Below are 22,090 nucleotides of genomic sequence, written 5' to 3'. Positions count from 1 at the left end.
ACACATCCCATGAGCATCGAAGTAAGTGGTGTCAACAAGCGTTACGGCGACTTCGTCGCCCTGGAGGACATCAACCTGACCATCCCGACCGGGCAGCTGACCGCCCTGCTGGGGCCCTCCGGCGGCGGCAAGACCACGCTGCTGCGGGTCATCGCCGGGCTGGAGACGCCCGACACCGGGTCGGTCGTGATCGAGGGCAAGGACGCGACGTCGCTGCCGGTCCAGAAGCGCAACGTGGGCTTCGTCTTCCAGCACTACGCCGCGTTCAAGCATCTCTCGGTGGCCCGCAATGTCGCCTTTGGTCTGGAGATCCGCAAGCGCCCCAAGGCGGAGGTCGCCAAGAAGGTCGAGGAGCTGCTCGAGCTCGTCCACCTCTCGCAGTTCGCCCACCGGCTGCCCTCGCAGCTCTCCGGCGGCCAGCGGCAGCGGATGGCGCTGGCCCGGGCGCTGGCGATCGAGCCGTCCGTGCTGCTGCTCGACGAGCCCTTCGGCGCCCTGGACGCGAAGGTACGCAAGGAGCTGCGGGACTGGCTGCGACGGCTCCACGACGAGGTGCACGTGACCACCGTCTTCGTGACCCACGACCAGGAGGAGGCCCTCGAGGTCGCCGACGAGATCGTGGTCGTCAACCAGGGTGGCATCGAGCAGATCGGCACCCCCGAGCAGCTCTACGACGAGCCCGCCAACGACTTCGTGATGTCGTTCCTCGGCGACGTCACCACCCTGGGCGGGTCGTTGATCCGGCCCCATGACGTCGAGGTCACCCCGTCGCCGATCTCCGAGCACTCGCTCGAGGGCACCGTCTCGCGCGTCCTGCGGATCGGCTTCGAGGTGCGCCTGACGGTCCTCACCGACGACGGTGAGGTCGTGACCGCCGAGCTGACGCGTACGCATGCCCGGGCTCTGCGGCTCGAGGAGGGCGTCAACGTCTTCGTCACGCCGTCGCCGGGGGCTTACACGATGCCGGCGCCGGCGGCGTAGAGGTTCCTTCGCCAAGGTATGCAGCCGAAGGCCCACATCCCCAGCGGAGTTCCGCGCGGGATGTGGGCCTTTCTCGGCATACCGTGCCGGAGGATCAGTGAGGCAGCCACGCCTCGTCGCGCGCGGTGCGGGTGGTGACCTCGTCGGGCAGCTCGCGGGAGGCGAGCTCGGCGATGGAGACCTTCTCGAAGACCTCGCGCAGCGAGTCGCGGGCGGCGATCCACACGTGCTGGAGGACGTCGGCGCGCTCGTTGTAGGTGACCCCCTCGGGGCGCAGCCCGTAGACCGAGACCAGCGGACCGTCGACGGCGCGGATCACGTCGGCGACGGAGACGTCCTCGGCCTTCCGGGCCAGGCGCCAGCCGCCTGACTGGCCGCGCTGTGAGATGACCACGCCGGCCTTGCGGAGGTCGGCGAGGATCGCCTGCAGGAACCCGTGGGGGATCTCCTGGGCGCGGCCGAGCTCCTCGGCGCTGACAGCTTTTCCGTCCTCGCGCGCGGCCATCTCGATGAGGGCGCGGAGGGCGTAGTCGGACTTGGCAGATACTCGCACGGCCACATTCTTGCAGATGAATGCAGAATTTCGCTCAATCTAGTGGTCAAGTCCACTTTCATTCACGAGCGTCTCGGATCGCACCTTGAGGGCCGCGGCATGCCGCCGGAATCCGTCGGCAACCCGCTCAGGCCCGGCCAGCCCGACCAGCGGGCCGGAGAACTCCTCGACCGTCTCGTAGCGCGTCGGCGCGCCGGGCCGCTGGGTCAGGCGCTGGTGACGTACGCCCCGCACCAGGCCGAGCCGCGCCGGCCAGCCCTCATAGACATAGGCCAGGTACGCAGCCCCGACCCCGTCCTCGCCGACTACCGGTGGCTCAAGCGCCGAGATCCGCTCCGGCGAGCGCGAGCGGCCGCCGTTCGCCCAGGTCACATGCAGCACGATCGGGTTGCCGACCGCCGCTGGCTGGGCGGTCTCGGCCCGGACGACGAACGGGTTCCACGCGGCGTACGACTCGGTCTCGACCATCACCCGCCACACCATCTCGATCGGGGCGTCGATCTCTACCGAGGCTCTCGGGTGCTGGTAGCTCACGGCAGGAGCCTAGTGCTGCCGGGGACGTCAGTCGGCGAGCTCGATCAGGCCGTAGTGTCCGTCGTACCGGTGATACAGCACGCAGCCGGCGCCGGTGTCCGCCTCGCGGTAGAAGACGAACGGCTCACCGTCGATCTCCAGCCGAGCACGTGCCTGGGCTTCGGTCAGCGAGGGCGGTGGGGCCGCCTGGGTCGCCGCGTCGCGGGCTGCGTCAGCCTCGGCTCCTTGGACGCCGTACCCACCTCCGGAGAGACGGTGCACCAGGGTGGGCGCGCCCGAAGCGGCGTCTCGGTAGAGAAAGAAGTCGTGATCGAGCAGGGTCATCTCGTACGCCGCCTCGTCGGGCGTCATCGGCGCGCTCGCGAACGACTTGCGGCGGACCACCTCACGGCTCTCCGCCGGCCTCGGGAAGTGGGGAACTCGATGGCGTGGGAGGTCGCCGTGGCGCCACTCGTGCTCGGCCGGGACGCTCGTCCGACGGTGCTGCGTGCGGTTGCGATCCTGCAGGTGTGCCAACTGCCGGCGCAGTCGGTACTCCAGGTCGTCGACGGCCTCCGGCATGGTCGGGGCCGCTGTCTTCGCCCGCACCACCAGGCCGTCGACGTTCGCCGACGCCTCCGCGATGGCATGGTTCTCCGACGCCGGGTTGCGCCGCCAGTCCAGCACGACGTGCGCCGTCAACACCGGTCCGTGCGCGATGTCGAGCGCTGTGGCGATCTTGTCTCGTGCGTACTTTCCGGCGAACTCGCCGACGTTGCCGCGCAGGGTGACCTCGACCGGGATCGGGTTCTTGGTGATTGGCATTCGTCCCTCCTCGTGGGGCTCCATGGCCCCCTCTCGATGCAACCTCGGTTGGGCTGTCCGGGTTTAGTGCCCAAGGTCCTGCGGTGGCGTGCTTCTCGGCCCTGCCTGTGCAGCGGTCGGTCTCCGACGCTGGTGATTGATCGACCGATGGGGAAGGCGAGGGCATGCGCGCGACTGTTTTCGACCGGGGCAGCACGCCTGCCGAGGCGAGCGAGCTGGGTGGATCGGCTGACGACAGCTGTGCACCGACCGTCGGCGTGGAGGAGGAGTTCACCCTGCTCGACCCATGCAGCGGTGCGGTTGTCCCGGCGGCGGTCGAGATCATCCGCGAATGTGGCTACCCGACACGCGTCGTCACCGAGTCGATGCTGTTCATGGTGGAGGCGCGGACGCCGGTGTGCACCACCCTCGCGGAAGTCCAGGACGCCCTGATCACCTTGCGTCGCCGGGTCGCGGAGGTCGCGAGCCGTCACGGCGTCATGGCCGTCGCCACAGGAGTATCGCCGTTCGGACTGCCCGACCGACCCCAGGTGACGAATGAACCTCGCTACAACGAGCTCGCGCGGCTCTTCCCGGCGGCCATGCGCACCAACGGAACCTGCGGTTGCCATGTCCACGTCGGTGTGCCGACCAGACAGCTCGCCGTGGAAGCCCTGCTCCGGTTCCGCCCCTGGTTGCCGCCTCTCATCGCATTGGCCGCGAACTCACCCATCTGGGAGGGCGAGGTCACCGGCTGGGCCAGCCAGCGCTTCAACCTCGCCTCGCGTTGGCCGACCTTCACGCCCGCCCCACCGGTGCGCTCGGCGGAGGCGTACGACCAGATGGTCGACGAGGCCGTCGGGTCGGGCTTGGCGATGGACAGTCGGAGCGTGTACTTCCTGGCACGTCTCTCACCCGGATACCCCACCATCGAGGTCAGACTGGCCGACATGAGCTTGACCGCTGAGGAAACCGTGGCGTACGCCGGACTGGTGCGCGCCCTGGTCAGCATGGCGGTCGACGACGCGGTTGCCGCGCGGCCCGTGGTACCCGTCCGGCAGGAGCTGCTTCAGCGGTCCTGCCGGTCTGCCGCTCGAGGGGGCCTTCGCGGAGTGGCGCCCGATCCGCAGACCGGCAGGCTCGTGCGCTCCGGGCTGCTGGTCGATGCGATGGTCTCCCGAGTTCAGCCATATCTGCGGGCACACGGAGACGAAGCGTTGGTGCTCTCCACCATCAACCGTCTACGTGCCGTTGGTGGCGGGGCCGAAAGGCAACGTGCCCTGTTTCGGCGGGCCAGCTCGCCAGCTGCCTTCGTCGCCGCGCTCGCTGCCGCAACGACGCAGGCGCAGCGACTCAGCGGTAGTTGATGAACTGCACCGCGAAGTCGTAGTCCTGGCCCTTGACCAGCGAGATCACGGTCTGCAGGTCGTCGCGCTTCTTGGAGGAGACGCGGAGCTCGTCGCCCTGGATCTGCGCCTTGACGCCCTTGGGGCCCTCGTCGCGGATCAGCTTGGAGATCTTCTTGGCGTCCTCGGAGGAGATGCCCTCCTTGAGGGTGATCGAGATCTTCGACTGCTGCCCCGACTGACGCGGCTCGCTCGCGTCGAGGATCTTCAGCGACTGCTTGCGCTTGATCAGCTTGTCCTGGAAGACCGAGAGCACAGCGCTGGCGCGGTCGTCGGCGGAGGCCGAGATCTCGATCCCCTGCTCACCGCTCCACTCGATGGTCGCGTTGGTCCCCTTGAAGTCGAACCGCGTCGCGATCTCCCGCGCGGTCTGGCTCAGCGCGTTGTCGACCTCCTGGCGATCGATCTTGCTCACGATGTCGAACGACGAGTCCGCCATGACTCTCTCCTCTAGCTTCTGACCAGGACTGTGCGCCCCGGGAACGTACCTGTCTCACCCTAGGACCTCGTGCCGTTTTCGTACGACGCCAGCCCCTGCGCTATTGTTTATTGCTGTCGCGATCCCCTTGACCGGGCGCGCGTACAACCCAGGCAGATTGCCCGAGCGGCCAATGGGAGCGGACTGTAAATCCGTCGGCTTTGCCTTCGAAGGTTCGAATCCTTCATCTGCCACGCCTGGGAGAACACCCCGGTGACCAGCGGAAATGCTGGCCACCGGGGTGTTTCGCTTGTCCGGCCGTGTCCGGTGATGTCCGGTGATCTACGGCTGTCTGTGCCCTATTCCTGCCCTGGCGGGATGAGGGGGACGCGTTTGGCCCACGTTTGCGCACCGCTCGGGAACTCGTCGACGAACGCGAACCCGAAACTCTGCATCAGCCGCAGGCTTCCGCTGTTGGTGCGGTGGATCTCGCCTTCGGCGTACAACTCCTCGCACCTCTTGGCTACGGCGTAAGCCTCAGCCTCGCTGAGAGCGACCTCGATCGCCTCGCGGGCGATGGTGCCGGCCTTGGTGCTTCCGGGTTGTCGGTGCCGCATGGCGACGCCGACAACGTCGAGGTGGATCACGTCGGGTCCGTCGAGCTCTCGCCACTTGACGACGGCGGACAGGCCGATGTTGTCGTATCCAACCCAGAGGTGACATCCCCGCTCCGGCCGAACGGCATACCCGCGAATAGTCTGCTGCACCTCAAACTCTGGCTCGCGGGGGTGTCGGAGTCTGCGGTGATGCTCGCGTGAGTACGGTGCCTTTTCAGGATGGGTGCAAACGAAGTGCTTGAGGCTGGAGGCATCTCGCCTCTCGGCTTGCCGCCAGTCGAGGACCCGTGTCCCGGTCACCAGGTCTTGGCGGTGAGCGGAACCTTCTCAGCGTTCTCCCGCGCTCGCTTGGCGCGGAACTCAAGCGGCTCGTCCATCCCGGTCATCGTGCGGTATCGGGCGACGGCTTCTGCTTCGCTGATCTTCCGCGATCGGTGCAACAGCCAAGGGCGCGCAAGGAACTCGACAAGGTTAAACCCGTCGTCGGCGGCAGTATCTGCATGCGAAAGCAGAGCCATGGCCTTCTCCCTTATCCCGTGGCTGATCGGCCAGGAGGGCAGTCCTAGCCGAAAGTTTACAAATAATGTTACTCGCGGAAACTATTTACAAACACCCAAAAGTGAGTTTTGTCACTAACTCTTTAGAATCGGTTGCGGCATGTCACTTGCACAGGTGTTCGAGCGGCGCACGAGGTGGTTGCTGCTCGGTTGCAAAGCATGGCCCGAAGTGCTGTTCGCTGGCCAGTCTGGCCCGAGCTGCTCCCCGATTTTGAGGAGCAGCTCGGGGTGGTGTGGCGACCTCGGTGGCTCTAGTTGGCGTCGCCTCTTGGGTTCAGCAGTGCCTCGATCCGCTTCTTCGCGCCGTTCTCCTGGTCGTCTAAGCACTTGGCGTACGTCTTCATCAGCACATCAACGCTATGTCCCGCCCACTTGGCGACCTGTGTGGCATCGACTCCGGCGCTCAGCCAGGTGGAGACGCACGCGTGCCGGAGGTCGTACGGGCGCCGCGCCAGGTCTGAGGCGTACTGACGAGGTGTGAGTGCCCCGGCTCGTGCTGCCTCCCAGACTCGATAGACCGTCTTCATGTTCACCGGGTTCTGGTACGGCCCGGCGATCGGGACTCCGCCGTTTCCGCCGCGCCCGACGCGGGTGACGAACAGCCGTCCGCCTACCCCGGTCCCGTGCTCCTCGAGGTGTCGGCGGTAAGCCTTAACGAGATCCGGATGAGCGGGAACCGTGCGCATGTCGTTCTCGTCACGATGCTTTAGGCCGCGCTCCTCCCAGACTTCACCATCGTCGGTCCAGTCGGCGCCGGGCTGCTGGAAGTTCTTCCGCAGGCGGATCTCTCCCCACCCCTCATCGGGAAGTGTCAGGTTGTCCTTCCGGATGTTGCGTGTCTCTCCAGGACGAGGAGCTGCGTAGTAGATCGAGGCGAAGAACGCGTGAAGCGGCGGGTCGATCTTCAGCACCGCATCTAGCAGGGCGCGGGCTTGGTCGGGGTTGACCACGACGCCAGGATCGACGGCGACCGAGGTCGTGCGGCGGGTCGTACGGATCTGGTTCATCGTCGATGCCGTCCGAACTCGCTTGGCTCAAGTTGTTGCAGAGATGCGGGTTCATACGCCGATCGGGCAGACAGTCCCAACTGCGGAAGTCGCCGGGGAAGCGGTCCGTCGCTTCATCGAAGAGGGCGCACGCACCTCGCGTGGTTGAGCTGATTGCACGGCCTGGTGTCCATGGGCCGCGTTCGGCGTTAGGCGCGCGCCCCCGAGTGTCCGTGGCTTGGTGTTCCCCATTCGTGCCCCCGACACTAATCTTCGCAGTGTTTGCCCAGGTCAGCGGGTTATGTCCGACGCTCTGTAAATCCGTCGGCTTTGCCTTCGAAGGTTCGAATCCTTCATCTGCCACGCCTGGGAGAACACCCCGGTGACCAGCGGAAACGTTGGCCACCGGGGTGTTTCGCTTGTGCCTTGTGACCCGTGCGCGGCTGTGGGGTCAGTGGTTCGGGCAGCGTTTTGCTGTCCGGACGGAGACGTGTGCGAGGGTGCTCCACACGATCAGGTCGTACTGCCCTCCCGCGGCGCTCTCGACACAGGTCTCGTCAGCGCGAACACCGATCCTCTCCCCGGACGGTGTGAGGAGTTGGCCGTCTTCTCGGGAGCTGAGGATGAAGGTCGTTCCGGTTGGCACCACGAATCGGAACCGGCCGGCGCTCGCCGTTGAGTTCGCACCGCCGCTAACCGGGCCGCCGTCCAGTGTCACGTCCGTGGTGGCGATCGGGTCCAGCTTGTCCCTCACGTCAAGCGGCTCGACCTCGTACGCGATGTAGCGGAGCGTATGAGCGCCGGCCTCCGTCAGCCGGAACACCTGGGCGATGCCGTAGGTGGTCAGCACGGAGTAGAGCGACTGAACCGGGAGACCATTCGGGTCAAGTAATGAGCGCGTGTGTGTGGGCCACGGCTCGTACTCCGGCACGGTCAGGACGTACATGTCGTCAGGAGATGCCGGGACGGAGACATCCACGATTTGGCCAGGACGGTCCTGGTCGGTGTCGCAGCAGATCTGGTCGTACGGCGTCGTCTTAGCGGTCGAGGTCCAGATCGTGACCGGTTCGGACAGGCCGTCGTAGACGTGGGTGGTCAGACGATAGGTGCCGGTCGCCGGGGCGCGGAACGTGGTGACGCGATGCTGGTAGGGCGGTTCCATCGTGGGGATCGGAGTGCCGTTGAGCGCGACACCGACCCTCGATACACGGGCGTAGTCAATGGCGACCGACACGAGGTCTCCGGCGGTCGCAGGCAACGTGAGCGAGGCATAGCCAGGGGCCGGGTCGGCGACGAGAGCGCGGATATGCGTCTCCTGGTTCATCGCCAACGGGACCGGCCGCTGTACTGCGCTGAGGGTGGCGGAGTAGCCGCTCAACCGTGGCCCGGATGGCCAGCTCACCATGCGGAAGCGCCAGCCGGTCGGGCGGCCATCGACATCGACCTGGTAGCGCCCCGCCGAATCGGAGACCGCGCCAGGGCCGGTCGTCGTCCACGCACTGGTCACCGGGTCCCAGTGCTGCACGTTGACGAGGGTGTCGGCCGGAGCGCTGCCCGTCACTCGCGTGACCCACATTCGGTCCGAGCGCAGGAACACCGAGGTCGACGCCGTCACACTCGGTCGCCAGGTGATGGTGAGGGTGATCGTCCGCGACGTAGCAGCAGCCTGTCCGAGCTGCGCAGGCTTGTGTACGCGGTAGCGCTGTATGCCCCGCGGCGGCGTGATGCGGAAGGAGAAGCGGCGGGAGTCGACAAGGGTCTTGCGGGCGACCCGTCGCCAAGCGCCGGCGTACCAGCGCTGGAGGTCGACGACGCTGCCGAGTCTTGCGCCCCACGCCGTGCCACTGATCCGGAGGGCCGACCCCTCGCTCACCGTGGAGGCCGAAGCCGTGACGCCGATGGAGACGGCCGCACGCGCCGATGGCGCCTGCAGGACCGCGAGGCTGAACATCAGTGAGAGCACGCTCACCGCCGTGAACACAGACCTCCGCATTACTGCTCCTATGTCCGGCCCCGAAGCCTGCTCCTGCGTCTGGACCCGGAGAGGAGCTCAAGGCATTAAAGCAAGCGCAGATGAACACAAGCAACGCCAACCAACCGTGATTGCACGTCAGCCGCTCCTCGAGCCCGACTGGTCCAGCCGATCTGATGTGCGTCGTGGGTAGAGTCTCCTGGGTGTCTGCCCTATCCGTGCCCCCAACGCGCATCGTCGCGACGTCAGGGCAGATCAGGGCCTACGTTGCCCTGGCACCGGGTGTTTCGTATGTTGAGTGAAGGAGCACCATGACAGTCGACGCATCTCCATCTGCGGCAGAGAACGATGAGTTCTGGCGGGAGCGGCGGGTCTGCTTCCTGACCACGAGCCGGCCGGACGGCAGCCCGCATCTGGTCCCGGTGGGGGTGACGTTCGATCCCGAGGCCGGGGTCGCGCGGGTCATCAGCAGCGCGGGCAGCAAGAAGGTTCGCAACGTACGCGCGGCCGGGCCCGACGGCGCCCAGGCGGCGGTCAGTCAGGTGGACGGGCGGCGGTGGTGCACGTTGGAGGGCACGGCGGTCGTCAAGGACGACGCGGAGTCGGTGGCCGAGGCCGAGCGGCGGTACGCCGAGCGCTACCGGCAGCCCCGGCCCAACCCGGAGCGCGTGGTCATCGAGATCACCGTGACCCGGGTGCTCGGCAACATACGTCCGTCGGGCTGGTAGGAGGCTGTCAGAGCCCGCGGTCGGTGAGGACGACGCGGTCGTTGATGTCCTGGACGTCGCGCCGGTTGCCGGTCGGGAACACGGTGCGGAAACGGTCGATCTGGCGGGATGAGGCGGTGATCGGGTCGGTGAGCATGACCCACTGGACGTGCTCGGTGTACGGCGCGGTCGTCAGGGAGCCGTCGTAGCGGTAGGAGGTGTGCCGGCGGGGCAGGAGGGCGCCGACGTCGATGTGGCCGACGTGGTCGGCGGTCGAGCACTCCGAGACCAGGTGGTCGTAGAGGCGGCCGAGGGTCGGGTTGACGAGGCCCGGGCGGACCCAGACGCCGACGACGAGGGTGTGGCCGGAGGCGTCCTGGTGCACGAAGTGCATCTCGATCGGGTAGTCCCGGGCGGAGAGCAGATGCTCGCTCGGGGTGTGCCAGTGGAACTGCACCAGTCCGTACGTCACGCCGCCCATCTCGAGCGAGCCGACGCCGGGCGGGAGCTCGGCGCGTACGGTCTCCTCGTCCCCGCGGACGGTGCAGCCGTCGGGCTCGTCGGCGTCCTCGCGGATGTACTTCATCGTGACGGTCGCGTCGTGGGGATAGTGGACGTGCAGAGCGGGCAGGTGCTCGTGCTGGGCGCCGCCGCGGTAGATGCGGATGGGGCTCTGGTGCGGCGGGCCGGCGGAGGTCGCGGATGCGGCCGCTGACGAGGGCAGAGCGGTGAGTCCCGCGATGGCGGCGGCCCCCTGGAGCAGGGCGCGACGGTTCAGGCCGACGGTGGTGCGCAACATGGAGATCTCCCGAGATCTACCGGGTCGAGGTGACCCGTGGACCGCAATACGTACCACGAAATGCGGTCGGCGGCGTCGTATCCGCGACCTAGAGTCGTCATGACGTGAGAGGAGAATCCGATGAGCGTCCAGCTGAACCACACCATCGTCCACGCCTCCGACCGGGACGCGATGGCGACCCATCTGACCGAGATCCTCGGGCTTCCGGAGGCCCAGGTCTTCGGCCCGTTCCGGGTCGTCGAGCTCACCAACCAGGTCAGCCTCGACGTGGTCGAGGACCAGGACTTCCGGCCGCAGCACTACGCGTTCAAGGTCTCCGAGACCGAGTTCGACGAGATCTTCGGGCGAATCAAGGAGCGCGGCATCACCTACTGGGCCGACCCCTTCCACCGGCGGGAGGGCCAGATCAACCACAACGACGGCGGTCGCGGCGTCTACTGGGAGAGCCCCGACGGACACAACCTCGAGATCATCACGGTGCCGTACGGCGGCTGACCGCCGACGCAGCTCAGGCGAGGTCGGCGGCGAGCTGCTTGCCGGCCTCGGTGAGCAGCGGGACGGCGCGCTCGATGAGCTCGTCGCTCATCCGGCCGGTGGGTCCGCTGATCGACATCGCCAGGCGCGGGGCGTAGTCGGGGACGGCGACGGCGACGCAGCGTACGCCTGCCTCCTGCTCGCCCTCGTCGATGGCGTAGCGGCGCTCGCGGACCTGCTCGAGCTGGTCGAGGTAGTCGTCGCGCGAGGTGATCGTGGTCGAGGTGTAGGGGACCATGTCGGTGCGCCGGAGGATGTCGCGGACCTGGTCGGGAGCCATGTCGGCGAGGATGGCCTTGCCGACGGCGGTGCAGTGCGGGGACACCCGGCGGCCGACCTCGGTGAACATGCGCATCGACTGGCGCGACTCGGTGTGGGCGACGTAGACGATCTGGTCGCCGTCGAGCATCGCCAGGTTGGCCGACTCGCCGACCTCGTCCACGAGCCGGGTGAGGTGCGGGCGGGCCCAGGTGCTGAGCATGCGCGAGGAGCTCTCGCCGAGCCGGATCAGCTTGGGCCCGAGGACGTACTGCCGGTTGGCCTCCTGGCGGAGGTAGCCCAGGTCGACGAGGGTGCGCACCAGCCGGTGGATGGTCGGCAGCGGCAGGCCGGAGGCGGCGGCGAGCTGGGAGAGCCCCATGGTCCCGCCGGCGTCGGCCATCGTCTCCAGCAGTGCGAAGGCACGCTCGATCGACTGCACGGCCCCGGTGCGGGCCTTCGGCGCCTTCTCGTTCTCGCTCACCTGAGCTCCCCGATCTATGGGTACTGTCTTCCGGATGACGGAAGTCTAGCGTCGTGTAGAGGAAATCCGGCTGGTTGCGTCCCTTGTCTGGTCGGATTAATATCCGCAATGCGGAAACAAGAATCCATTCAAAGGAAAACTGAAGCCCTGGGAGGGTGGAGCTCGTGAACATTCAGATCACCGGTGGCGAGGTCGAGCGAGGAGCCGAGATCCTCACCCCCGAGGCCCTCGATTTCGTCGCGGAGCTGCAGCGACGGTTCGGGGCCCGCCGTGACGAGCTCCTGGCCGCCCGCCGAGTGCGCCGCGAGGAGGTCGCCCGCACCGGCCGGCTCGACTTCCTGCCCGAGACGGCCGACGTACGCGCCGGCGACTGGACTGTGGCACCGGTGCCCGAGGACCTCCAGGACCGCCGCGTCGAGATCACCGGCCCGACGGACCGGAAGATGACGATCAACGCCCTCAACTCCGGGGCGCGGGTCTGGCTGGCCGACATGGAGGACGCCAGCACGCCGCACTGGAGCAACGTGGTCGGTGGCCAGGTGAACCTGTACGACGCTATTCGGCGCCAGATCTCGGCGATGTCCCCGCAGGGCAAGCTCTACGAGCTCAAGGAGGACCAGCGGCTGGCCACGATCGTGATGCGCCCGCGCGGCTGGCACTTCGACGACCTGCACGTCCTGGTCGACGGCAATCCGGTCGTCGGTGCCCTGGTCGACTTCGGGCTGTACTTCTTCCACAACGCCCGCGAGCTCGTGGAGCGCGGCAGCGGGCCGTACTTCTACCTCCCCAAGATGGAGAGCCACCTCGAGGCGCGGCTGTGGAACGACGTGTTCACCTTCGCCCAGGCCGAGCTCGGGATCCCGCACGGCACCGTGCGCGCGACCGTCCTCATCGAGACGATCCCGGCCGCGTTCGAGATGGACGAGATCCTCTACGAGCTGCGCGACCACGCCTCGGGGCTCAACGCCGGCCGATGGGACTACCTGTTCAGCCTGATCAAGTACTTCCGGGACGCCGGGCCCTCGTTCGTGCTGCCCGACCGGGCGACGGTGGGGATGACCTCGCCGTTCATGCGTGCGTACGCCCAGCTGCTGGTGAAGACCTGCCACCGCCGCAACGCCCACGCGATCGGCGGCATGGCCGCCTTCATCCCGAGCCGCCGAGACCAGGAGGTCAACGCCATCGCCTTCGCCAAGGTCCGTGAGGACAAGGAGCGCGAGGCCGGCGACGGCTTCGACGGCTCCTGGGTGGCCCACCCTGACCTGGTCCCGATCTGCCGCGAGATCTTCGATGGTGTCCTGGGTGACCGGCCGAACCAGGTCGACCGGCAGCGCGACGACGTCTCGGTCACCGCCGAGGACCTGCTCGACGTCGCCTCTGCAGGCGGCGCGATCACCCTCGCCGGTCTGCACGACAACGTCGAGGTCTCGCTGGTCTACCTCGACGCCTGGCTGCGCGGCGCCGGTGCGGTCGCGATCCACAACCTGATGGAGGACGCCGCCACGGTCGAGATCTCCCGCTCGCAGATCTGGCAGTGGGTGCACAACGGATCGAAGCTCGACGACGGGACCCAGGTGACCGCAGAGCTCGTACGCCGGGTTCTGGACGAGGAGATGACGAAGCTGCTCGGGGCGGCCGACGGGATCGAGCACCACCTGAAGCAGGCCCGCACCATCTTCGAGGAGGTCGCGCTCGCCGACGACTACGTCGACTTCCTGACCCTGCCCGCCTACGAGCAGGTGGTGGGTGCATGAGCCGTCTCGAGGACCTCGCTGCCCGGCTCGACCGCGCGCTCGCCGGCGCCGACGCGGCGCTGGCAGCCAGCTATCCGGGGGACCGTGGCGTACGTCAGCCGGTGCACACCGTCTACGTCCCGGGCGACCGCTACGACGAGAAGACCGTCTCGCAGTGGTCGGCCGAGTCCGGTCGGGTGCTGGCTGAGCATGCGGGTTCGGCTGCCGAGGTCGCGGACTCCTTCGAGCTGGAGCGCGGCTTGGCGGAGGAGATCTACGACCGGGTGACGGCCAAACTGGCCGCCGAGCCGATCGAGGACCTGCGGATCGACTTCGAGGACGGCTACGGCGCTCGGCTCGACGAGGACGAGGATGCCGCTGTGGTGGCGGCCGCCCGGGCTCTCGCCGCCACCGTCCGTGACGGCTCCGCGACGCCGTTCCACGGCATCCGGATCAAGTCGTTCGAGGCCCCGACGCGGCGCCGCGGGCTGCGTACGCTCGACCTCTTCCTCGGCGAGCTCGTCCGCGAGGGCGGCCTGGGCGACGGCTTCGTCATCACGCTGCCCAAGGTGACCTCCGTCGAGCAGGTCACCGCGATGGTCACCGCGCTGTCCGCGCTCGAGGCCCCCCACGGGATCGAGGCCGGGAGTCTGCGGTTCGAGATCCAGGTCGAGACGCCGCAGGCGATCCTCGGCTCCGACGGCACGGCGCTGATCGCGCGGATGATCGCCGCCGGCGCCGGCCGGGTCACCGGCCTGCACTACGGGACGTACGACTACTCCGCCTCGCTCGGGGTCGCGGCCGCTTTCCAGAGCATGGAGCACCCGGTCGCCGACCATGCCAAGGACGTGATGCAGGTGGCCGCCGCCGGCACCGGTGTCTTCGTCTCGGACGGCTCGACCAACGTGCTCCCGGTCGGCGACCCGGAGGCCGTACGCGCCGCCTGGCGGCTCCACTCGCGCCTGGTGGGCCGGTCGCTGGCCCGCGGGATCTACCAGGGCTGGGACCTGCATCCGGCCCAGCTCCCCAGCCGCTACATCGCGACCTACGCGTTCTTCCGAGACGGGCTCGAGGTCGCCTCGGCTCGGCTGCGGGCGTACGTCCACGGCGGCGACTCCAGCTATCTCGACGAGCCCGCCACCGCTGCCGCGCTCGCCGCGTTCGTGCTGCGTGGCGTGGAGTGCGGTGCTGTCGCGGCCGACGAGGTCGAGACGCTCGCCGGGATCGACCAGGCCAAGCTCGCCGAGCTGGCCCGCCGGCGGATCACCGCCTGAGCATCCCGATCGCATGGCGGCAGGCTGGGTAGCCTGCCGCCATGCGCGTCGAAGCCGAGTTCACCACCGAACCGTTCCGTGGCGAGGGCGAGCCTCCCGAGCACGCCACGGCGGCGCTCGCGGCCGCCCGCGAGGCCGGCCTGGAGTGTGACTTCGGGCCGCTGGGCACGTCGGTGCGCGGCGAGCGGGACGCGGTGCTGGCCACGCTGGCCTCGGTCGTGGCCGCGGGCCTGGACCACGGCGCGGACCAGATCACCTTCCAGGTCCGGGTCCAAGGACACAGCGCGCCGCGGCGTACGGCGAGCGGGTTGGACGCGCTGCTCGCCGAGGTCGCCGAGAGCCTCGGAGGCGACCTGGCGGCCTTGGACCGCCAAGGGAAGCAACGCGCCGTGCGGCTCCTGGAGGAGCGCGGTGCCTTCGACTACCGCAAGAGCGCCGAGATCGTGGCGGCCGCGCTCGGCGTCACCCGGTTCACGGTCTACAACTACCTGAACCGCGAGCGGAAGTAGTCCCTACTTTTCAACAAACTGTTGACTGTGACGAGCGACACATGCAATCGTTGTTGCTGTACGGAAATTAGTTTCCGCATAGCGAGAGAGAACGGTTCATGGATCTCCAGAGCTTCAACACCTCACCGGCGGACGTCGTACGGCCCGTGCTGCAGGCCTGCTGCGACGCTCCGAGCTGGGTGGCCGCCGTCCTGGCCGGGCGTCCCTACGCCGCAGAGGCCGACCTCTTCCGGGCCGCGGACGAGGCGGCCCGACGGTTCACCGCGGCCGACGTCGACCAGGCGCTGGCCGCCCACCCGCGGATCGGGGAGCGCGCCGAGGGCGAGCACCCCGAGGCCGCCTGGTCGCGGCGCGAGCAGGCCGCGGTCGGCACCGACCAGGCCACTTCCCACGCGCTCGCCGAGGGCAACCGGGCCTACGAGGAGCGCTTCGGCCGGGTCTTCCTGATCTGCGCCACGGGCCTCTCGGCGGACCAGGTGCTCGGCGCTCTCCGCGAGAGGCTGGGTCACGAGCACGACGAGGAGGCGGCTGTGGTCGCCGACGAGCTGCGTCGGATCGCGCTGCTCCGCCTCGAGCGCGTCCTGGCCGCGGAGGTCTCGGCATGACCAGCGCCATCACCACCCACGTACTCGACACCGCGCTCGGCCGTCCGGCCGCCGGTGTCCCGGTCCGGCTCAGCCGGATCGATGTCCACGAGTTATCCGTCGTACTCGCCGACGCCGTCACCGACGACGACGGCCGGGTGACCGACCTGGGACCCGATCAGGTCCCGGCCGGCACCTACCAGCTCCGGTTCGGCACCGCCGCCTACTACGCGGCGACCGGTCAGGAGTGCTTTTACCCGCAGGTCTCCGTCACCTTCGCGGTCACCGACCGGCGGCACCACCACGTGCCACTTCTGCTGAGCCCGTTCGCCTACTCCACCTACCGAGGGAGCTGACATGCCCATTCGTCTTGGACCCAACCAGTACGGCAAGGCCGAGAACCGCGTCGTACGCATCTACCGCGACACGCCTCGCCACCAGATCCGTGACCTCAACGTCTCCACCGCGCTGCGCGGCAGCTTCGACGACGCCCACACCACCGGCGACCAGCAGGACGTACTGCCGACCGACACCCAGAAGAACACCGTCTTCGCCTACGCGAAGAAGATCGGGGTCGCCTCGATCGAGGAGTTCGCGCTGGCTCTCGCCGACCGCTACCTCGAGGCCTGCCCGGCCGCCGAGGGGGCGCGGGTCGAGATCGACGAGTACGCCTGGGACCGGATCCAGGTCGACGGCGCGGGTCACGACCACTCCTTCGTCCGCTCGGGTGGCGGCGTACGGACCACCGTGGTGAACGTCGACGGCCGCGGGTCGGATCGAGTGGCGCACGTGGTCTCCGGCATCAAGGACCTGGTCGTGCTCAAGTCGACCGGCTCGGAGTTCCACGGCTTCCTCAAGGACGAGTACACGACCCTGCAGGAGACCATCGACCGGATCCTGGCGACCTCGCTCGTCGCCCGCTGGCGCTATTCCACCACCGACGTGGACTGGGACAAGGCGTACGACTCGATCCGGGCCCTGCTACTGCAGCGGTTCGCGGAGATCCACAGTCTCGCGCTGCAGCAGACCCTCCACGGGATGGGCACGTCGGTGCTCGAGCAGCACGGTGACGTCGCCGAGATCAAGTTCTCCGCGCCCAACAAGCACCACTTCCTCTCCGACCTCTCGCCCTTTGGCCTGGACAACCCCGGCGAGGTCTTCTTCGCCGCGGACCGGCCCTACGGCCTGATCGAAGCCTCCGTCGTACGCGACGAGGCGCCAGACGCAGGCAACGCCTGGCACGCCATCCCCGGATTCTGCTGAGGCCCGGCCATGTTAGGTCGCAGGAGGCAGGCCACCGCGCCGATCACGACCCGACCTGAGGACGAGCGGCATCCGCCGGGCCAGCTCCTCGCCTACGGCACGCAGCACATCCTGACGATGTACGGCGGCGTGATCGCGCCGCCGCTCATCGTCGGGGGTGCCGCGGGTCTCTCGGGCACGGACCTCGCGCTGCTGGTGACCGCGGGGCTCTTCGTCTCGGGCTTCGCCACGCTGCTGCAGACGCTCGGCCTCGGGCCCTTCGGCAGCCGGCTGCCGATCGTGCAGGGCATCTCGTTCGCCAGTGTGTCGACGATGGTCACCATCGCCAGCGAGGACGGGCTGCGCCCGGTCTTCGGCGCGATCATCGTCGCCGGCCTGATCGGGCTGGTGCTCTCCTCGTTCTTCGCCCAGCTGATCAGGCTCTTCCCGGCGGTCGTCACCGGCACGATCATCACGGTCATCGGTCTCTCGCTGATGCCGGTGGCGTTCCGCTGGGCGATGGGCAACGACGCCTCCGCGCCCGACTACGGCTCGATGACCAACATCGCGTACGCCGGGCTGACGCTGCTCATCATCCTGGTGATCAGCCGGGTGTTCCAGGGTGCGATCTCCCGGCTCTCGATCCTCATCGGGCTGGTCGTCGGGACCGTCATCGCGGCCATCGCCGGCCAGGCGGACTTCTCCTCGGTGGGCAAGGCCGACGTGGTCGCGCTGCCGCCGCTGCTGCACTTCGGCAGCCCGACCTTCGAGGTCGGCGCGATCGTCTCGATGACGATCGTCGTCCTGGTGATCATGACCGAGACGACCGCCGACATCCTGGCGATCGGCGAGATCGTGGAGACCGACGTGGACGCTCGACGGGTCGCTCGTGGTCTTCGCGCCGACATGGCCGCCACCACGGTCGCCCCGCTGTTCGGCACCTTCCCCTGCAGCGCGTTCGCACAGAACGTCGGCCTGGTCGCCCTGACCGGCATCCGGAGTCGGTACGTCGTCGCCACCGGCGGTCTCGTCCTGCTGCTCCTCGGTCTGCTGCCGGTGGTCGGTGCGGTGGTGGCGGCGATCCCGTACCCCGTGCTCGGCGGTGCCGGCATCGTGCTCTTCGGCTCCGTCGCGGCCTCCGGGATCCGCACACTGTCCCGCGTCGACTACGAGGACAACCTCAACATGGTGATCGTCTCCGTAGCTCTCGCCGTCGGGATCCTGCCGATCGCCGCACCGACCTTCTGGGACGCCTTCCCGGAGTGGCTCGGCGTCATCATGCACTCCGGCATCAGCGCCACCGCCCTGGTCGCCGTCGTGCTCAACCTGCTGTTCAACGAGATCACCGTCGGCAACCGCTCCGGCGCCTCGGTCTTCGCCGCCTCCCAGGACTCTCGCGAGGGCTTCGGGGATCGACTCGACGACGACATCGACCGATCGTGACCGGCTGAGGAATGGCGTACGTCGGGCCTGTCGAGTCGGCTCGTCCTCACCCCAAATCATGCCGAGTCGGCTCGTCATAACGAGCCGACTCGGCATGATTTCGCGTCAAGATGCGCCGACTCGACCTTGGGAGGAAGGGGGCCAGTAGACGGAGCGGACGCTACCGCGATCTCGATTTTCGTCATACGATTTACGTATGGGAACTGAGGAGCAGATCCAGAAGTGGGCGGATGAGGCTGAAGAGGGTTACGACGTCGAGGAACTGAAGCGTCGTGGGCGCGGCCGCCCAGGTCGCGGCGCCGAGCCGATGCAGGTCGTCGCCGTCCGGCTCACCGCGGAGGAGCTCGCAGCCTTGGACGCGCTCGCGGAGCGAGAGCACTTGTCCCGGTCCGAGGCGATCAGGCGTGCCCTGGCCGGGTACGCCGCATGAAGGTCCATCCCAGCGCTCTCAAGCATGGGGTGATGCACGAGGACGCGGTGCAGGCGGCTGACTGGTCGCAGTGGATCGAGCCCCTGGAAGAAGACGACTGGCCACACCGGGAGCTGCGTCTTGGTTTCGACACTCGTGCGCGACTTCTCGAGACCGTCGTGTTGATCTTCGAGAGCGGCGACGAGATGGTCATCCACGCGATGCCGGCTCGGAAGCAGTACTGGGACTTGCTGCCCTGAGCAGGGCCAGCAGGCTTGCTACAGGTCTGGGAACCATTCACCGACCGCGTTGAGGTTCACGCCGTGACGGCCGCGCCACCACCACAGCGGATACGCGCTGTCCTCGAAATGAGCATCGGTGTGTTCGCGGAGATGCATGTCGACAAATCGCTCTCGGTAGCCGGGGTGGTCCGGAGTCTCTAGAACGCCAGCCACCGCCAGTATGTCCAGGAGCACGCGCCGCTCGTCCTTATTCCCCTTGATGAAGGTGAGCGAGCGAGCCAGTTTGGGAGCCGTGAAGTCTGGAGGCGCCGAAGCGATGGCATCAAGCAGGCGACGACCAAGAACCAGGTCACCTTCGCCCAACGGCAGGCGCGGAGCTCGACGAAAGAGCTCGAGGTCCAACGCGGCGTAGATCAGATCGTCGCGGCGCACTCCAGCCCATTTGAACCGTTCGAAGCTCATCACTTTGCGGTCGCCATCTTGGCCCTTGGCGAGGCCGCATACCCGGCACCGGCCATGCATCGGCGTGTAGCTGTGCGTGGGAAGGTGGCGAGCGACGGCGAACGACCCCAAGGCCGAGCGAAGATCCAGACGACGCGAGGCAAGGCTCGTCAGAAATGCCGTGCCCACCTCGGCAGGCTCAATCCCCGCTGTGGCGGAGCGTGCATCTGCCACCCAGGCGTCGTGAGACCGCGTCGGATCGTCGACGAACATGAGTCCGGCGCTGACCAGGCGGTCGAGCGAGTCTTGGTCCAGCTTGGCCGGTGTTTCGCGCCAACCTTGGCTCGACCAGTAGGCCGTCATCAATGGACGAACGGCGGCATCGGATGGGTCGTAGAGTGCCACGTCGCCGATCTTGCCCTACACGCTTGCGGGTCACATGAGCGCGAGCGAAATCGGTGCCGTAGGTCACTTGACCAGTGCGGGCGCGCCTTCAGCCGTCTCGACCGATTCTCCCGCGAGCTCGCCCTCGATCCAGACGCTGCGTACGTCGGCGGGGGTGCCGAGGGCGAACATCTTGGCGAGGGCGTCGCCGGCATCCGCGGCGTGGGTGAGGCCGACGTCGAGGGGTGTGCTCGCGGCCGGCTTGATCCATTGGGCGTCGAAGCGGCGGCCTACGGAGAAGTCGCCGACCGAGGCCCCGAGGCCGAGGGCTTCGGCTCCGGCGACCGTGGCCAGGTGGAGGAGGTGGGTGGGGGTCAAAGGGTGGCCAGCCTCGCCGAGGAGCTGCTGAGCGACGTACGCACTCAGGCCCTCCTTGAGCAGGGAGAACCCGGTGCCGGCGCCGACGTCGGAGCCCATCGCGACGCGTACGCCGTGGGCGCGGTGGCGGGCCAGCGGGAACAGGCCGCTGCCGAGGGCGGCGTTGCTGGAGGGGCAGTGCGCGACGGCGGCACCGCGGGCGGCCAACAGAGCGAGCTCGGGGTCGGTCGGGTGCACGTTGTGCGCCAGGACGGTGCCGGGGCCGACCAGGCCGTGCCGGTCGTAGGAGGTCACGTAGTCGCAGCCGAAGAGCGCCTCGACGGTCTCGATCTCGCGGGTGTTCTCGTTGACGTGGGAGGTCAGCATCACCCCCGGTACGGCACGGAGTACGTCGGCGCAGGCCGCCAGCAGCGGGTCGGAGCACGACAGCGAGAACCGCGGCGTCACGGCGTAGCGGGCCCGGCCGACGCCGTGCCAGCGTGCCGCGAGCGCAAGCGACTCCTCGCGGGCACGGTCCGGGTCGGTGAACAGGTCCTCGCGGATGAGCCGGTCGCTGACCACGAGACCGCTGGTGATCCGGAGCCCGACGCGAGCCGCCTCGGCGAAGACCGTGTCGACCGCGGGTGCGAAGTGGCTGCCGAAGACGAGTGCCGTGGTGGTGCCGGCGCCGACGAGACCGCGTACGAAATCGGTGGCCACGCCCGCGGCGTAGGCGGGGTCGGCCAGGCGCGCCTCCTCGGGGAGAGCGGTCTGGTCGAGCCAGTCGAGCAGCGGCATGCCGAGGCCGCCGATGACGCGTACCTGCGGGAAGTGCACGTGGGTGTCGACGAATCCGGGCAGCACGAAGCCGCCGGAGAGGTCGACGACCTCCTCCTGGGGGTGCTGACCGCGAAGGTCGGCGAAGGACCCGCGAGCGCGGATCACGCCGTCGCGTACCAGCAGCGCGCCGTCCTGCTCGGTGCGGAGCAGGCCGCCGGTGAAAGGGTCGTCGGGAGTGTCGAGGAAGGTTCCTCGGTAGAGCGTCATTCTGGAATTCACCTTGATTGTTGTTCGGTCCGCGCGGGATCGCCCGCGAAGATCTGGAGCAGCCGGGCCGCGACGCTGACCGCGATCGTGGCCGGCTCCTTGCCGCCGAGATCTGGGAGCCCGATGGGCGTGGTGATGCGGGCGATCGCCTCGGGCGTGTGGCCCTCGTCGGCGAGCTTCGCCCGGAACCGGCTCCACTTGGCGCTCGAGCCGATCAGCCCGATCGATCCGAGATGCCCGGCACGCAGAGCGGCGTCGCACAGCGCGGCGTCCTCGGCGTGGTCGTGGGTCATGACCAGGAGATGAGTGCCCTCGGGCAGCTCGCCGATGACGAGCTCGGGCAGCACCGGCACCTGGTGGACGTGGATGCCGGCGACGGCGTCGTCCAGCCCCCGCAGCTGCTCCGGCTCGAGCTGGGCGGTGCGGGAGTCGACCAGGTGCAGCTCGAGATCGTGGCGCGCCAGGATGCGCGCCAGCTCGAGCCCGACGTGTCCCATCCCGAAGATGGCCACGGACGGGACGACGGGCAGCGGCTCGAGCAGCAGTTCGACCTCGCCACCACAGCACTGCACGCCGTGCTGGTAGGGCGCCTTGTCGGAGAGAGACACCTTCAGGGTCTCCGGCACCGCGAGGCCCTCGGTCAGCATCGCGCGGGCGCGCTCGATCGCGACCGCCTCGAGGTTGCCGCCGCCGACGGTGGCCCAGGTGCGCTCGGCCGAGACGACCATCTTCGCCCCGGCCTCGCGCGGCGAGTGGCCGCGTACGGACGTCAGGGTCACCAGTACGCCGGGCACCCGCTGCTCGCGCAGCCGCTGGACGGCCTTCAGCCACTCCAT

At 68.2% G+C, this 22,090-nt stretch carries 26 protein-coding genes and 1 tRNA gene; 14 read left to right on the top strand and 13 right to left on the bottom strand.

The genetic code is table 11. The features are described from left to right. Positions 1-9 precede the first annotated feature (9 nt). Positions 10-981, top strand: coding sequence for a sulfate/molybdate ABC transporter ATP-binding protein (locus ABT304_RS04000; protein WP_350713438.1), 972 nt, complete (start codon positions 10-12; stop codon positions 979-981). A gap of 94 nt (positions 982-1,075) precedes the next feature. On the opposite strand, the gene ABT304_RS03995 is transcribed toward ABT304_RS04000, so the two are convergent. Genes ABT304_RS03995 through ABT304_RS03985 form a run of 3 tightly spaced genes read right to left on the bottom strand, consistent with a single transcriptional unit; the run spans position 1,076 to position 2,872 of the window. Continuing rightward, entirely contained in the window at positions 1,076-1,534 is a 459-nt protein-coding gene (locus tag ABT304_RS03995; protein ID WP_160025663.1) for an RrF2 family transcriptional regulator, read from the bottom strand. Between the two features lie 39 nt (positions 1,535-1,573). Next, positions 1,574-2,068, bottom strand: coding sequence for an SRPBCC domain-containing protein (locus ABT304_RS03990; RefSeq protein WP_350713437.1), 495 nt, complete (start codon positions 2,066-2,068; stop codon positions 1,574-1,576). Positions 2,069-2,095: 27 nt separating this feature from the next. Beyond that, complete coding sequence (locus tag ABT304_RS03985) at positions 2,096-2,872, bottom strand: ribosome hibernation promotion factor (RefSeq protein ID WP_350713436.1); 777 nt, start codon at positions 2,870-2,872, stop codon at positions 2,096-2,098. 164 nt (positions 2,873-3,036) lie between these two features. Between ABT304_RS03985 and ABT304_RS03980 the strand changes: the two genes are divergently transcribed. Further along, on the top strand, positions 3,037-4,218 hold the full coding sequence (locus ABT304_RS03980) for a carboxylate-amine ligase (RefSeq protein WP_350713435.1): 1,182 nt from the start codon (positions 3,037-3,039) through the stop codon (positions 4,216-4,218). On the opposite strand, the gene ABT304_RS03975 is transcribed toward ABT304_RS03980, so the two are convergent. Beyond that, positions 4,205-4,696: a YajQ family cyclic di-GMP-binding protein gene (locus tag ABT304_RS03975; RefSeq protein ID WP_160025658.1), complete on the bottom strand. Its 492-nt coding sequence runs from the start codon at positions 4,694-4,696 to the stop codon at positions 4,205-4,207. The genes ABT304_RS03980 and ABT304_RS03975 overlap by 14 nt on opposite strands. Before the next feature lie 151 nt (positions 4,697-4,847). On the opposite strand from ABT304_RS03975, the gene ABT304_RS03970 reads away from it, so the two are divergent. After that, positions 4,848-4,929: transfer RNA gene (locus ABT304_RS03970), tRNA-Tyr, on the top strand. Between the two features lie 105 nt (positions 4,930-5,034). On the opposite strand, the gene ABT304_RS03965 is transcribed toward ABT304_RS03970, so the two are convergent. The 4 genes from ABT304_RS03965 to ABT304_RS03950 form a co-directional block, all read right to left on the bottom strand. Beyond that, the gene (locus tag ABT304_RS03965) at positions 5,035-5,442 is read right to left on the bottom strand and encodes a GNAT family N-acetyltransferase (RefSeq protein WP_350713434.1); all 408 of its coding nucleotides are present in this window, start codon (positions 5,440-5,442) and stop codon (positions 5,035-5,037) included. Between the two features lie 146 nt (positions 5,443-5,588). Then, entirely contained in the window at positions 5,589-5,810 is a 222-nt protein-coding gene (locus ABT304_RS03960) for a hypothetical protein (protein ID WP_350713433.1), read from the bottom strand. 290 nt (positions 5,811-6,100) lie between these two features. After that, complete coding sequence (locus ABT304_RS03955) at positions 6,101-6,856, bottom strand: tyrosine-type recombinase/integrase (RefSeq protein ID WP_350713432.1); 756 nt, start codon at positions 6,854-6,856, stop codon at positions 6,101-6,103. 430 nt (positions 6,857-7,286) lie between these two features. Continuing rightward, entirely contained in the window at positions 7,287-8,828 is a 1,542-nt protein-coding gene (locus ABT304_RS03950; RefSeq protein ID WP_350713431.1) for a hypothetical protein, read from the bottom strand. 290 nt (positions 8,829-9,118) lie between these two features. Here ABT304_RS03950 and ABT304_RS03945 point away from each other — a divergent pair, with 290 nt between their 5' ends. Beyond that, positions 9,119-9,535: a PPOX class F420-dependent oxidoreductase gene (locus tag ABT304_RS03945; protein WP_350713430.1), complete on the top strand. Its 417-nt coding sequence runs from the start codon at positions 9,119-9,121 to the stop codon at positions 9,533-9,535. 7 nt (positions 9,536-9,542) lie between these two features. Here ABT304_RS03945 and ABT304_RS03940 read toward each other — a convergent pair whose 3' ends face one another. Beyond that, complete coding sequence (locus tag ABT304_RS03940) at positions 9,543-10,313, bottom strand: carbonic anhydrase family protein (protein WP_350713429.1); 771 nt, start codon at positions 10,311-10,313, stop codon at positions 9,543-9,545. 120 nt (positions 10,314-10,433) lie between these two features. Between ABT304_RS03940 and ABT304_RS03935 the strand changes: the two genes are divergently transcribed. Further along, complete coding sequence (locus ABT304_RS03935) at positions 10,434-10,808, top strand: VOC family protein (protein WP_350713428.1); 375 nt, start codon at positions 10,434-10,436, stop codon at positions 10,806-10,808. Between the two features lie 13 nt (positions 10,809-10,821). Here ABT304_RS03935 and ABT304_RS03930 read toward each other — a convergent pair whose 3' ends face one another. Further along, entirely contained in the window at positions 10,822-11,589 is a 768-nt protein-coding gene (locus ABT304_RS03930; protein ID WP_160025653.1) for an IclR family transcriptional regulator, read from the bottom strand. Between the two features lie 164 nt (positions 11,590-11,753). Here ABT304_RS03930 and aceB point away from each other — a divergent pair, with 164 nt between their 5' ends. The 9 genes from aceB (at position 11,754) to ABT304_RS03885 (ending at position 19,043) form a co-directional block, all read left to right on the top strand. Beyond that, positions 11,754-13,343, top strand: a complete 1,590-nt coding sequence (gene aceB, locus ABT304_RS03925) for a malate synthase A (RefSeq protein ID WP_350713427.1) — start codon at positions 11,754-11,756, stop codon at positions 13,341-13,343. After that, on the top strand, positions 13,340-14,596 hold the full coding sequence (locus tag ABT304_RS03920; protein ID WP_350713426.1) for a DUF6986 family protein: 1,257 nt from the start codon (positions 13,340-13,342) through the stop codon (positions 14,594-14,596). Before aceB ends, ABT304_RS03920 begins: the two co-directional genes overlap by 4 nt. A gap of 41 nt (positions 14,597-14,637) precedes the next feature. Then, positions 14,638-15,105: a helix-turn-helix domain-containing protein gene (locus tag ABT304_RS03915; RefSeq protein ID WP_350713425.1), complete on the top strand. Its 468-nt coding sequence runs from the start codon at positions 14,638-14,640 to the stop codon at positions 15,103-15,105. A 98-nt stretch (positions 15,106-15,203) separates the two neighbouring features. Then, positions 15,204-15,710: a 2-oxo-4-hydroxy-4-carboxy-5-ureidoimidazoline decarboxylase gene (gene uraD, locus ABT304_RS03910; RefSeq protein ID WP_350713424.1), complete on the top strand. Its 507-nt coding sequence runs from the start codon at positions 15,204-15,206 to the stop codon at positions 15,708-15,710. Further along, positions 15,707-16,045, top strand: coding sequence for a hydroxyisourate hydrolase (uraH, locus tag ABT304_RS03905; protein ID WP_350713423.1), 339 nt, complete (start codon positions 15,707-15,709; stop codon positions 16,043-16,045). The genes uraD and uraH overlap by 4 nt, the downstream gene beginning before the upstream one ends. A gap of 1 nt (position 16,046) precedes the next feature. Next, positions 16,047-16,952, top strand: coding sequence for a factor-independent urate hydroxylase (gene pucL / locus ABT304_RS03900; protein ID WP_350713422.1), 906 nt, complete (start codon positions 16,047-16,049; stop codon positions 16,950-16,952). 9 nt (positions 16,953-16,961) lie between these two features. Further along, positions 16,962-18,374, top strand: a complete 1,413-nt coding sequence (locus ABT304_RS03895; protein ID WP_350713421.1) for a nucleobase:cation symporter-2 family protein — start codon at positions 16,962-16,964, stop codon at positions 18,372-18,374. A gap of 196 nt (positions 18,375-18,570) precedes the next feature. Next, the gene (locus tag ABT304_RS03890; protein WP_350713420.1) at positions 18,571-18,804 is read left to right on the top strand and encodes a ribbon-helix-helix domain-containing protein; all 234 of its coding nucleotides are present in this window, start codon (positions 18,571-18,573) and stop codon (positions 18,802-18,804) included. Positions 18,805-18,836: 32 nt separating this feature from the next. Beyond that, positions 18,837-19,043, top strand: a complete 207-nt coding sequence (locus ABT304_RS03885; RefSeq protein WP_350713419.1) for a hypothetical protein — start codon at positions 18,837-18,839, stop codon at positions 19,041-19,043. A gap of 18 nt (positions 19,044-19,061) precedes the next feature. Here ABT304_RS03885 and ABT304_RS03880 read toward each other — a convergent pair whose 3' ends face one another. The 3 genes from ABT304_RS03880 to xdhC form a co-directional block, all read right to left on the bottom strand. Continuing rightward, a complete protein-coding gene (locus tag ABT304_RS03880) occupies positions 19,062-19,871 on the bottom strand; it encodes a hypothetical protein (RefSeq protein WP_350713418.1) in 810 nt (269 codons plus the stop codon). Positions 19,872-19,934: 63 nt separating this feature from the next. Continuing rightward, positions 19,935-21,254 (bottom strand): guanine deaminase, encoded by a 1,320-nt coding sequence (locus tag ABT304_RS03875; protein WP_350713417.1) that lies wholly within the window; start codon positions 21,252-21,254, stop codon positions 19,935-19,937. Between the two features lie 8 nt (positions 21,255-21,262). Beyond that, positions 21,263-22,090: a xanthine dehydrogenase accessory protein XdhC gene (gene xdhC / locus ABT304_RS03870; RefSeq protein WP_350713416.1), complete on the bottom strand. Its 828-nt coding sequence runs from the start codon at positions 22,088-22,090 to the stop codon at positions 21,263-21,265.

It is taken from the genome of Nocardioides sp. NPDC000445, assembly GCF_040300245.1.
Taxonomy (GTDB): domain Bacteria; phylum Actinomycetota; class Actinomycetes; order Propionibacteriales; family Nocardioidaceae; genus Nocardioides.
This window is presented reverse-complemented; position numbering and strand designations above follow the sequence as displayed.